General features: G+C 68.9%; 13 protein-coding genes. 9 read left to right on the forward strand and 4 right to left on the reverse strand.

Annotation, left to right across the window (positions count from 1 at the left end; all coding sequences use genetic code 11):
* Positions 1–103 precede the first annotated feature (103 nt).
* From mshA to EV652_RS09890, 3 genes are all read left to right on the forward strand, one after another.
* Positions 104–1396: a D-inositol-3-phosphate glycosyltransferase gene (gene mshA, locus EV652_RS09880; RefSeq protein WP_199238101.1), complete on the forward strand. Its 1293-nt coding sequence runs from the start codon at positions 104–106 to the stop codon at positions 1394–1396.
* Positions 1393–1878, forward strand: a complete 486-nt coding sequence (locus EV652_RS09885) for a type III secretion system chaperone family protein (RefSeq protein WP_132208734.1) — start codon at positions 1393–1395, stop codon at positions 1876–1878. Before mshA ends, EV652_RS09885 begins: the two co-directional genes overlap by 4 nt.
* 99 nt (positions 1879–1977) lie before the next feature.
* Entirely contained in the window at positions 1978–2724 is a 747-nt protein-coding gene (locus tag EV652_RS09890) for a phosphoglyceromutase (protein WP_132208735.1), read from the forward strand.
* A gap of 25 nt (positions 2725–2749) precedes the next feature.
* Here the strand turns inward: EV652_RS09890 and EV652_RS09895 are convergent, their stop codons facing one another.
* Together EV652_RS09895 and phoU are read right to left on the reverse strand one after the other, a co-directional pair.
* Positions 2750–2983 (reverse strand): hypothetical protein, encoded by a 234-nt coding sequence (locus EV652_RS09895; RefSeq protein WP_132208736.1) that lies wholly within the window; start codon positions 2981–2983, stop codon positions 2750–2752.
* 90 nt (positions 2984–3073) lie between these two features.
* Positions 3074–3781: a phosphate signaling complex protein PhoU gene (gene phoU / locus EV652_RS09900; RefSeq protein WP_132208737.1), complete on the reverse strand. Its 708-nt coding sequence runs from the start codon at positions 3779–3781 to the stop codon at positions 3074–3076.
* A gap of 208 nt (positions 3782–3989) precedes the next feature.
* Here phoU and EV652_RS09905 point away from each other — a divergent pair, with 208 nt between their 5' ends.
* The 3 genes from EV652_RS09905 (at position 3990) to EV652_RS09915 (ending at position 7043) form a co-directional block, all read left to right on the forward strand.
* Positions 3990–5204 carry a sensor histidine kinase gene (locus EV652_RS09905; protein ID WP_132208738.1) on the forward strand — a complete coding sequence of 405 codons (1215 nt, stop codon included), beginning with the start codon at positions 3990–3992 and terminating at the stop codon, positions 5202–5204.
* Positions 5201–5878 (forward strand): winged helix-turn-helix domain-containing protein, encoded by a 678-nt coding sequence (locus EV652_RS09910; RefSeq protein ID WP_131353111.1) that lies wholly within the window; start codon positions 5201–5203, stop codon positions 5876–5878. The genes EV652_RS09905 and EV652_RS09910 overlap by 4 nt, the downstream gene beginning before the upstream one ends.
* 127 nt (positions 5879–6005) lie before the next feature.
* The gene (locus tag EV652_RS09915) at positions 6006–7043 is read left to right on the forward strand and encodes an iron-siderophore ABC transporter substrate-binding protein (RefSeq protein WP_132208739.1); all 1038 of its coding nucleotides are present in this window, start codon (positions 6006–6008) and stop codon (positions 7041–7043) included.
* A gap of 176 nt (positions 7044–7219) precedes the next feature.
* Here the strand turns inward: EV652_RS09915 and EV652_RS09920 are convergent, their stop codons facing one another.
* A complete protein-coding gene (locus EV652_RS09920) occupies positions 7220–7795 on the reverse strand; it encodes a copper chaperone PCu(A)C (RefSeq protein WP_132208740.1) in 576 nt (191 codons plus the stop codon).
* A gap of 265 nt (positions 7796–8060) precedes the next feature.
* Between EV652_RS09920 and EV652_RS09925 the strand changes: the two genes are divergently transcribed.
* Genes EV652_RS09925 through ispF form a run of 3 tightly spaced genes read left to right on the forward strand, consistent with a single transcriptional unit; the run spans position 8061 to position 9766 of the window.
* Positions 8061–8546, forward strand: coding sequence for a CarD family transcriptional regulator (locus EV652_RS09925; protein ID WP_012918679.1), 486 nt, complete (start codon positions 8061–8063; stop codon positions 8544–8546).
* A gap of 57 nt (positions 8547–8603) precedes the next feature.
* Positions 8604–9299, forward strand: coding sequence for a 2-C-methyl-D-erythritol 4-phosphate cytidylyltransferase (gene ispD / locus EV652_RS09930; protein WP_132208741.1), 696 nt, complete (start codon positions 8604–8606; stop codon positions 9297–9299).
* Between the two features lie 56 nt (positions 9300–9355).
* Entirely contained in the window at positions 9356–9766 is a 411-nt protein-coding gene (gene ispF / locus EV652_RS09935) for a 2-C-methyl-D-erythritol 2,4-cyclodiphosphate synthase (protein WP_242001708.1), read from the forward strand.
* Here the strand turns inward: ispF and EV652_RS09940 are convergent.
* Complete coding sequence (locus EV652_RS09940) at positions 9756–10715, reverse strand: nitrilase family protein (protein WP_132208743.1); 960 nt, start codon at positions 10713–10715, stop codon at positions 9756–9758. The genes ispF and EV652_RS09940 overlap by 11 nt on opposite strands.
* Positions 10716–10770: the final 55 nt, after the last annotated feature.

Raw genomic sequence — 10770 nt, forward strand, 5'->3', positions numbered from 1 at the left:
CTGGTTGATGGGTTGAGCGACCAGGTGGCTGAGGTTCACTCGCCAGTTGGGGCGGCGCCCGAGCACGAGCGGGCGCAGGCGGCGCCGGAGTTACGCTGACCACGTGACCCAACCCTTCGCTGACCGTCCCCTCCGGCGGGTCGCAATGATCAGCCTGCACACGTCGCCGCTGGATCTGCCGGGTACCGGGGATGCCGGCGGGATGAACGTCTACGTGGTGGAGCTGTCGAAGCGTCTCGCCGACCTGGGGATCGAGGTCGACGTGTTCACCCGCGCGACCGCCTCGGCCCTGGCCGCTCGCGTCGAACTGATGCCCGGCGTGATGGTCCGCAACGTCGCGGCCGGTCCGTACGAAGGACTGACCAAGAACGAGTTGCCCGCCCAGCTGTGCACGTTCGCCCGCGCCGTACTGCGGGCCGAGGCGATCCACGAGCCCGGGCACTACGACGTGATCCACTCGCACTACTGGTTGTCCGGCCAGGTCGGGCTGCTCGCCCGCGACCGCTGGGCCGTCCCGCTCGTCCACACCATGCACACGATGGCCAAGGTGAAGAACGCCAGCCTCGCGGACGACGACGTACCCGAACCGCCTGCACGGCTGCTCGGTGAGGAACAGGTGGTCGAAGCCGCCGACCGGCTGCTCGCCAACACCGAGGACGAGGCGAACGAACTGATCACCCTGTACGGCGCCCAGCCCGCGAAGGTCGGCGTGGTCAACCCAGGCGTGGATCTGGACATGTTCAGCCCTGGTGACCAGGCGGCGGCCCGGCGGGCGATCGGATTGCCCGAGGATGCCGTCGTCCTGGCGTTCGTCGGGCGGATCCAGCCGTTGAAGGCGCCGGACCTGCTGATCCGGGCGGCCGCGCGGATGCTCGAGCGGGATCCGTCGTTGCGGTCGCGGCTCGTGGTCGCGGTGATCGGCGGTCCGTCGGGTAACGGCATGGAGCATCCGGAGTCGCATGCGGAACTGGCCCGGGCGCTGGGGGTCGACGACGTGACCCGGTTCGTCAAGCCGATGGAGCGACCCACGCTGGCCGACTGGTACCGATCCGCGTCGGTCGTCTGCGTTCCGTCGTACTCGGAATCCTTCGGGCTGGTCGCGCTGGAGGCGCAGGCTTGCGGTACGCCGGTGGTCGCGGCGGCCGTCGGCGGGCTGACGACCGCGGTCGTGGACGGGCAGACCGGGCTGCTGGTGCCCGGCCACAGCGTCGACGACTTCGCCGACGCGCTGACCCGGATCGCGACGGATCCGCTCACCCGCGAGAGCATGGGCCGGGCGGCGGTCAAACACGCCCAGGGCTTCGGCTGGGACCTGACCGCCAAGAAGACGCTGGCCGCGTACCGCGTCGCGACCGAGACAATGGCGGCCGACCTGGCCGCGGAGGTAGCTGGATGAGGGTTTCGGCGGCGGATGTGATCCGCCAGGTGCTGAAGGAGAACGAGCTCGACTTCACCGAGAGCGAGCCCGGCGCCTTCGCCGCGGACCTGCCGGGGGAGCGGAAGCTGAAGACGACCTGCACGCTGACGGTCGGCCCGCAGGCGGTCCACGTGCACGCGTTCGTCGCCCGGCACCCGGACGAGAACCACGAGGCCGTCTACCGCTGGCTGCTGGAGCGGAACCTGAAGATGTACGGCGTCGCGTTCGCCGTCGACCACCTGGGCGACATTCACCTGGACGGCCGCGTCCCGCTGCACGCGATCACCCCGACCGAGGTGGACCGGCTGCTCGGCGCGGTGCTCGAGTACGCCGACTCGTCCTTCAACACGATCCTGGAGCTCGGCTTCGCGTCCTCGATCCGCAAGGAGTACGAGTGGCGGGTCTCCCGCGGCGAGTCGACCCGGAATCTGGACGCTTTCAAAGGCTGGCTGGAGCCTTAGTGCCCCGTGTGCGATGTGGCTTGGCGCTATCGGCGCACAGGCACGACACCGCTATCTCTCAAGCCACATCGCACACGGGGCACTTGTAGGCTTGCCGCCATGACCTATCGCCTGATCCTGCTCCGCCACGGCCACAGCGACTGGAACGCCAAGAACCTGTTCACCGGCTGGGTGGATGTCGACCTGAACGCCCAGGGCGTCGAGGAGGCCCACCGCGGTGGTGAGCTGCTGCGCGAGCGCGACCTGCTCCCGGACGTCCTGCACACCTCGGTGCTGCGCCGGGCGATCCGCACCGCGACCATCGCCCTCGAGGTGGCCGACCGGCAGTGGATCGACGTACGCCGGCACTGGCGGCTGAACGAGCGCCACTACGGCGGGCTGCAGGGCAAGGACAAGAAGCAGACGCTGGAGGAGCTCGGCGAGGAGCAGTTCATGCTGTTCCGCCGTTCCTACGACACCCCGCCGCCGCCGATCGAGCGCGGCTCGGAGTACGACCAGGCCGGCGACCCGCGGTACGCCGGGCTCCCGTCGGAGCTGCTCCCGTCGACCGAGTGCCTCAAGGACGTCGTCGAGCGGATGCTGCCCTACTGGTACGACGCGATCGTCCCGGACCTGCGGTCCGGCAAGACCGTCCTGGTCACCGCCCACGGCAACTCGCTCCGCGCCCTGGTCAAGCACCTGGACAACCTGGACGAGGCGACCATCGTCGGCCTGAACATCCCGACCGGCATCCCCCTCTACTACGAACTCGACGAGGATTTCCACCCGGTCACCCCCGGCGGCGAGTACCTGGACCCCCAGGCCGCCAAGGAAGCCATCGAAGCCGTCAAGAATCAGGGTCGCTGAAGCTCAGCAGTGCCGGGGTCAGCGGTCAGCCACCAGCTCCGCTGACCCCGTCCAGGTCCACGGTGCGCAGGTGATCGAGCCGCGCTTGCAACTCGGGCCGGTCGGCGAGCAGCTCCGCGCTGCCTTCCAGCAGCTCGAGCTCGGCCTTCAAGAGCTCCTTCATCCGCCGCTCGACCGAGTCGAGATGGTCCAGCATCTCGTCCCCGGACAAGCTGGACACATCGGTGCTGATCAACCGCTCGGTCTCTGATTCGTCCATGCCAGGGAAGATATCCCCCGCACACGTTCCGGGATGCGAAGAGCCCTCGGCGACCACCAGGTGGTTGCCGAGGGCTCCTTTGAGTGTGGGTCAGTTGCCGTTGGGGTTGGGGGTGGACGCGCCGGCGCCGGAGCCGGCGGCGGTGCCGCCGACGGCGACCGGGAGCTCGCCGGTGACCAGGTAGACGACCCGGCGGGCCATCGAGACCGCGTGGTCGGAGATGCGCTCGTAGTACCGGCCGAGCAGGGCGATGTCGACCGCGACCTCGACGCCGTGCGGCCAGGAGTCGTCCATCATCAGCCGGAACTGGTTGCTCCGGAGCGCGTCCATCTGGTCGTCGGTGGCCTCCAGCTTGCCGGCCGCCTCGACGTCACGGGTCTGGATCACGTCCCCGGCCGCGTCGACCATCTTGCCGGCTACCGTGCCCATCTCGGTGATGACACTGTGCAGCTCGTCCGGGATGGCCGGCGACGGGTAGCGCAGCCGGGCGATCTTGGACACGTGCGCGGCCAGGTCGCCCATCCGCTCCAGATCCGCGACCATCCGCAGCGCCGCGACCAGCATCCGCAGCTCGTTGGCGACCGGCGACTGCCGCGCCATCAGCTCGAACACCTTCTCCTCGACGCCTTCACCGGCGGCGTCCAGCTGGATGTCGGCCGCGATGACCTCTTCGGCCTTGCGGATGTCGGCCTCCAGCAGTGCCGCGGTCGAGCGTCGTACGGCGGTGGACACCGTCCGGGTCATCCGCTCCAGCTCGGCGAGGATGTCGTCGAGCTGCTCGTGGTAGGTGTCACGCATTGTGTTCGTTTCCGATCTGTGGTGTCCGGGTGTCGCGGTGGGCGGAGAGGCAGGGACCGCCTGGGACCCCGCCCAACGGTGACCGTATGCCGTCGAGGTTGCCGGACGGCGACGAGTGGTGAACGCCTGATGAACAGTTAGGTCGCGTCCCGGTCATCCGGTGCTCATTCGGTCTTTCCCTGCTGGTTGCCCGCGTAGCATCGTTGCCGTGGACCCCACGCTGGCTGCGGTGCTGGGCGGCGTCATCGGCGCGGCCCTGGCCCTGCTTTCACTCGGTGCGATGATGCTCAGCGAGCGGGCCCAGCACAAGATCCCGGTGTCCCCGGAGCCGATCGTCCCGAGCGGTGTCGCCACCGTCTTGTCGGTGTTGCGGTCGTCCGCGGTGGTGATGGGTCCGGAGGACCAGGTGCTCCAGGCCAGCGCCCCGGCCCACGTGCTCGGCATCGTCCGGGGCGAGCGGCTGGTGGTCGAGGACCTGCTGACCATGGTCCGGGCGGTACGTCGCGACGGCGAGATCCGCCAGCAGGACCTGGAGATCATCCGCGGCCGGCTCGGCGCCACGCAGTACGTGAGTGCCCGGGTGGCGCCGCTGGGCAGCCAGTTGGTGCTGGTCCTGGTCGAGGACCGGACCCGGGAACGCCGGCTGGAGGCGATCCGGCGGGACTTCACCGTCAACGTCAGCCACGAGTTGAAGACGCCGATCGGCGCGCTGATCCTGCTCGCCGACGCGGTCTCGGAGGCGGCCGACGACCCGGAGGCGGTGCAGCGGTTCTCCGGCCGGATGCGGATCGAGGCGGCCCGGCTGAGCCGGCTGGTGAAGGAGATCATCGAGCTGTCCCGGCTGCAGGGCGACGACCCGCTGGAGAATCCCGGCCCGGTCGACATCAACGGCGTCATCGACGCCGCGGTGGACCGCTGCCGGGTGGACGCGGAGGACCGCGACATCAAGATCGTGGTGAAGACCGATCCGGATCTCGAGGTGATGGGCAGCGAGGACCAGCTGTCCATCGCGATCGGCAACCTGGTCGAGAACGCGGTCAACTACAGCCCCGACGGCACCCGGGTGGCGGTCGCCGCGCACCCGATCGGCGACCTGGTCGAGGTGACCGTCAGCGACCAGGGCGTGGGCATCCCGAGCAGCGATCTGGAACGCATCTTCGAACGGTTCTACCGGGTCGACCGGGCCCGGAGCCGTGAAACCGGTGGTACCGGCCTCGGTCTCTCCATCGTCAAACACATCGCCTCCATCCACGGAGGCGATGTGCGGGTCTGGAGCGTCGAGGGCCAGGGTTCCACCTTCACCGTGAGACTCCCGCTGCGGCTCGAACCCGCCGCGGGCCAGACCGACTCCCCCAGCCAGGAGGAGCCGGCCATTCCCCTGACGCCTACCCCGTCAGAAAGAGCCAAGGAGGCAGCTTCGTGACCCGAGTGCTGGTCGTCGAAGACGAAGAGAGCTACAGCGACGCGTTGTCGTACGTGCTGCGCAAGGAAGGGTTCGAGGTCGCCGTCGCGGAGACCGGCCCGGACGCGCTGGACGAGTACGACCGGGCCGGTGCGGACATCGTCCTGCTCGACCTGATGCTGCCGGGTCTGTCCGGCACGGAGGTGTGCCGGGCACTGCGCAGCCGGGGCAACGTCCCGGTGATCATCGTCAGCGCCAAGGACACCGAGGTGGACAAGGTGGTCGGCCTCGAACTGGGCGCCGACGACTACGTGACCAAGCCCTACAGCCCACGGGAGTTGCTCGCCCGCATCCGCGCCGTACTGCGGCGTGGCCAGGACGTGGAACTGCTGCCGGACACGCTCGAGGCCGGGCCGGTCCGGATGGACGTCGAGCGGCACGTGGTGACCGTGTCTGGGACCGAGATCCGGCTCCCGCTGAAGGAGTTCGAGCTGCTCGAGATGCTGCTGCGCAACACCGGCCGGGTGCTCACCCGGGGGCAGCTGATCGACCGGATCTGGGGTGCCGACTATGTGGGCGACACCAAGACCCTGGACGTACATGTGAAGCGGTTGCGCTCGAAGCTGGAGAAGGACCCGTCGAACCCGCAGCACCTGGTCACGGTGCGCGGTCTCGGGTACAAGTTCGAGTCCTGACCTGACGGAAGGCCGGGCTCTCGCCGCCCAGTCCGAGTCCTGAGTCACATCGTCCCAGGCTGCACAGGTCTTGCCGGTTAGCTTAGGCTCTCCTTAGTTGAGGCAATTCATCGCTAAGGAGAGTCCCATGTCCTGGTCCCGTTCCCGGGCGGCCCTGCGGCCGGCCCGAACCGCCGCGCTGGCGGTCGCCACCGTACTGGTCGCGACCACGCTGGCCGCGTGCGGCAGCGACGCCGACGAGCAGAGCAGCGGCTCTGCCAGTACGGCGGCCGCCGGGTTCCCGGTCACGTTGAAGAACACGTTCGGCGAGACCACCATCACCAAGAAGCCGGAGCGCATCGTCACGCTCGGGTGGAACGCCCAGGACGTGGTCTACGCACTCGGCGAGACGCCGGTCGGGATGCCGAAGGTGACGTACGGCCCGACCGAGGCCGGAACGACCGCGTGGGACGCGGACAAGTTCGACGCCGCCAAGACCGAGTTGCTGGACACCAGCGACAAGTTCCCGTTCGAGAAGATCGCGGCGCTGAAGCCGGACGTCATCCTGGCTCCGTACGAGGGCTTCGACGCGGCCACCTACAAGACGCTGTCGGAGATCGCGCCGACCGTCGCCTACCCGGGCGCACCGTGGCAGACCACCTGGCAGGACCAGACCCTGCTGGTCGGTCAGGCGCTGGGCAAGAAGGCCGAGGCCGAGAAGCTGATCTCCGGGATCAACGACAAGATCAAGCAGGTCGCGGCCGAGCACCCCGAGTTCAAGGGCAAGACGATCACCGTCGGCTCGTTCGGCGCCGACAACTACGCCTACATGCCGACCGACCCGCGGGTGCAGATCCTGAACGAGATGGGCTTCGTGAACGCCCCCGGCGTGGAGAAGCTGCAGGCCGGCAACACCAAGAAGGAGTTCGCGCTCACCATCAGCAAGGAGAAGGTGCCCGACATCGACGCCGACGTGGTGGTCGCGTACGTCGACGGGCTGGGTGCGCAGAAGTTCCAGGCCGACCCGGTCTACTCCTCGCTGGCCGCGGTCAAGCGCGGCAGCGCCTATGTCATGGAGGACCAGCAGGTCATTTCCGGGATGAGCGCCGTCAGCGTGCTGAGCGTCCCGTGGGTGCTGGACAAGATCATCCCCGGCCTGTCCAAGGCCGCCCAAGCCGCGGGCTGACCTAGGTCGCGTCTGCGACCCGCCCGGTACGGCGACCGATCTGTCGTACCGGGCCTCACTCGTCCGTCGGGACCTCGGCCACAGGTCCCGCCGGTACGACGAACGGGCCGTCCCGCGCCGGGGCGGCCCGTTCGGATGTCTGACGCGAGTACGACGCTCAGCGTCGTACCGGCGGCTCAGCCGTGCGACTCCCCATCGTCGCGCGGGGACGGGGAGTAGTGGTCCTGGGTCAGGACCGGGACGTAGGCGGTGATCGGGCCGGCCTCGCCGAACGTGATCACCACGTTGACCATCTGGCCCGGCTTGGCGCCGGTGACCGTGATCGGCTCGCCGCTCGCCTCGCCGCTCTCGGCCTCCGCGCCGGTGGCCGGCGGCAGCACGGTGGAGGTCCCGGCCTTCAGGTCCAGGGGCTTCACGTTGCCGAACGTGACCTCGGTCGGCTGGTCGCCGCCGGCCTGGCCGTCCTCGGTCTCCGGCGGCGCCTGCTCGATCCCGACCAGCGTGTCGTCGGATCCACCGTTGTTGACGATGACGGCGTGCAGTTCGCCCTTGCCGTCCTCGGAGGCGAGCACCAGGACGTTACGTACCGCGATCGAGCCTGAGTCGGCGTTGGTGCCCTCGGCCGGCTGGTACGGCTGCGACGTCTGGGCGTTGAAGCTCGCGCCGCAGGCCGTCAGCACGATACTCAGAGTGGCGGCGGCACCCGCCAGCGCGGCGCGCCGGACGGACCGCGAGGACAACGTGATCGGCACTGGGATCCCTCTCCTGCAAAGCTGTTCGAGGCCGTCAGGCAGCGGCCTCCGGCGCGTCACAGCGTAGCTCTCGCACCCGCCGGACCCGACGGCGGGATGGCCATCACGGGCTGTCGCGACGGTGTCCCCGGCAACCATTCACGCGCGCACGAGGCATGGCCGAGAAAGTTTGTCAAGGCGAGAAGTGGCCTCTGACCAGCGCAAACGCCCCGGCCCGCCCCTTTGCCACGTGGTAGGATAGAGCTTGGAAAGGGGCACGTGACATATGACTTTCACAGTCGGCGAGACGGTTGTTTACCCCAATCACGGTGCGGCCGTCATCGAGGACATCGAGACCCGTCAGATCAAAGGTGAGGACAAGACCTACCTGGTCTTGAGGATCGTCGCTCAGAACGACCTGGTCGTCCGGGTCCCCGCGTGCAACCTCGATCTTGTCGGCGTGCGTGACGTCGTGGATCAGGCTGGCCTGGAGCGCGTCTTCGACGTGCTGCGCGCACCGCACACGGAGGAGCCGACCAACTGGTCGCGACGCTACAAGGCGAACCTCGAGAAGCTGCACTCCGGTGATGTGATGAAGGTGGCAGAGGTCGTTCGTGACCTGTGGCGCCGTGAGCGTGACCGCGGTCTCTCCGCCGGTGAGAAGCGGATGCTGGCGAAGGCTCGCCAGATCCTGGTCTCCGAGCTGGCCCTGGCCGAGCACACCAACGAGGACAAGGCGGAAGCCATCCTCGACGAGGTTCTCGCTTCCTGATCGAACTGATCAGATCGAGTCGAAGTACGTGATCCTGCCGTTCGGCGTGGGCTCTAGATGAGCACCGCGGCCATCATCCCGGCGGCCGGTCTCGGGCTGCGGCTCGGTGGTGAGACACCTAAAGCATTTCGAGAGGTCGGTGGCGAATCGCTGCTGGTCCACGCCGTACGTGGACTGCAGGCAGCGACCGCCGCCGACCTCGCCTGTTTTGTGGTCGCCGTCCCGGCCGGCACCGAGGACGCCGTCCGCAAGGAACTCGAGCCGTACGCCGGGGATGCCCGGCTGCTCGTGGTCGCGGGCGGTGCGGAGCGGGCCGACTCGGTTCGGGTGGCCCTGGAGTTGGTCCCGGTCGACGGGATCGACTGCATCCTCGTCCACGACGCGGCCCGTGCGTTCGTCCCGGCGGCTGTCGTCGAACGCGTCGTTGCCGCGGTGCGTGGCGGGGCCTCGGCCGTCGTACCGGCCGTGCCGGTGACGGACACGATCAAACGGGTCTCCACGGCCGGTGAGGTCGTCGACACGCCCGACCGGTCGACGTTGGTCGCCGTACAGACTCCGCAAGGGTTCGACCCTGCCGTACTGCGTCGTGCGCATGCGACCGGTGGCGCCGGGGCGACGGATGACGCGATGCTGTGTGAGCGGCTCGGGGTGACCGTGCTGACGGTCGAGGGGTCCGAGGACGCGTTCAAGGTGACGCGGCCGCGGGACCTGCTGCTGGCCGAGGCGTTGCTGGCGGACAGGAGACTGACGTGAAGATCCCACGGGTGGGGAACGGCGTCGACGTACACCCGCTGGAGGAAGGCCGGCCGATGTGGCTGGCCGGCCTGCACTGGCCCGAAGAGACGTCCGGGTTGGCCGGTCACTCCGACGGTGACGCGGCCGCGCACGCGATCTGCACCGCGCTGCTGAGTGCGGCCCGGCTGGGCGATCTCGGGTCGAACTTCGGTACTGCCGAGCCGGAGTGGGCCGGCGCATCAGGCATCGCACTGCTGGCCGAGGCGGCGCGGCGGGTCCGGGCGGCCGGGTTCGAGATCGGCAACGTCTCGGTCCAGATCGTCTGCAACCGCCCGCGGATCGGCCCTCGTCGGGAGGAGGCCGAGAAGGCGCTCAGCGCCGGCTGCGACGCCGAGGTATCCGTCAGCGCGGCGACTACCGACGGCCTGGGCTTCACCGGCCGGGGCGAGGGCATCGCGGCCATCGCCACAGCGCTCATCTACTGACGGGATCGGTCGAGAAGCGGGCTGCTCTGGGGTCCAGCTCGTCCCCGGTTCGCTCAGTCAGTACGCCGTACAGCTCGGGACGACGGCCGCGGAGCCAGCGGCGGCCCGTTGCCAGCGGCACCAGCTCCAGGTCGAGATCGCCGATCACGACGGACTCGGCCGGAACCGGAGTCTCCGCGACGATCCGGCCGTACGGATCCAGGATCATCGCGTTGCCGGTGCGGACCTCGTCGTCGTCCCGGCCGACACCGTTGCTGAACAGCACGAACAGGCCGTTGTCGTGGGCCCGGGCCGGCAGCCAGCGCATCAGCCAGCCACGGCCGTTCGGCCCGTTGAAGGCTTCCTCGATCGCGGCCGCATCCCCGCTCTCCCAGAGCTCCAGCGGGATGGGCTTCATCCCGTGCGGGCTGCGCGAGTTCGTCCCGCCGGTCTGGTGCGGCGCCAGCAGGACGGTTGCCCCGAGCAACGCGGTGATCCGGACGTTCTCGACCAGGTTGTTGTCCCAGCAGATCAGCACCCCGGCCCGGAATCCCCAGGGCGTGTCGAACACCGTGTACGACGACCCGCTCGCGATCGCCTCGTGTTCGAACGCGTGCAGCTTCCGGTGCACGTGGACGTCCCCGGTCGGCAGGCAGACGGCGTACGAGTTGAACAGCTTGCCGTCGGCACCCTCGAGGAACCCGACGCCGATCCCCACGTCGAGTTCCTCGGCCAGGGCAAGGACCCGGCCGACCAGCGGGCCGTCCGCCGGCGAGGCCAGCTCGTGCAGCCGCTCGGCGGTGTGCCGGCGGAGGTGCCAGTAGCCGAGCAGGCACATTTCCGGGAACACCACCAGCCGGGCCCCGCCCGCGACCGCCTCGCGAGCCAGCCGTTCGACGGTCGCGAGGTTGGCCGACGGCTGGTTCGGTACCGGTTCGAACTGGACGACCGCGCTGCGAAAGAGGTTCATGAGCCCATCGAAACGCCGATGGTTCTATGACGTCCAATAGTTGTTTGGTCAGATT

Source organism: Kribbella steppae, assembly GCF_004342025.1.
Lineage (GTDB): Bacteria > Actinomycetota > Actinomycetes > Propionibacteriales > Kribbellaceae > Kribbella > Kribbella steppae.

Excerpts from the sequence above, each read along its gene's own strand:
- EV652_RS09885 (WP_132208734.1), top strand. The coding sequence starts at position 1,393 with ATGAGGGTTTCGGCGGCGGATGTGATCCGCCAGGTGCTGAAGGAGAAC.
- EV652_RS09890 (WP_132208735.1), top strand. The coding sequence starts at position 1,978 with ATGACCTATCGCCTGATCCTGCTCCGCCACGGCCACAGCGACTGGAAC.
- EV652_RS09895 (WP_132208736.1), bottom strand. The coding sequence starts at position 2,983 with ATGGACGAATCAGAGACCGAGCGGTTGATCAGCACCGATGTGTCCAGC.
- phoU (WP_132208737.1), bottom strand. The coding sequence starts at position 3,781 with ATGCGTGACACCTACCACGAGCAGCTCGACGACATCCTCGCCGAGCTG.
- EV652_RS09915 (WP_132208739.1), top strand. The coding sequence starts at position 6,006 with ATGTCCTGGTCCCGTTCCCGGGCGGCCCTGCGGCCGGCCCGAACCGCC.
- EV652_RS09925 (WP_012918679.1), top strand. The coding sequence starts at position 8,061 with ATGACTTTCACAGTCGGCGAGACGGTTGTTTACCCCAATCACGGTGCG.
- ispD (WP_132208741.1), top strand. The coding sequence starts at position 8,604 with ATGAGCACCGCGGCCATCATCCCGGCGGCCGGTCTCGGGCTGCGGCTC.
- ispF (WP_242001708.1), top strand. The coding sequence starts at position 9,356 with ATGTGGCTGGCCGGCCTGCACTGGCCCGAAGAGACGTCCGGGTTGGCC.
- EV652_RS09940 (WP_132208743.1), bottom strand. The coding sequence starts at position 10,715 with ATGAACCTCTTTCGCAGCGCGGTCGTCCAGTTCGAACCGGTACCGAAC.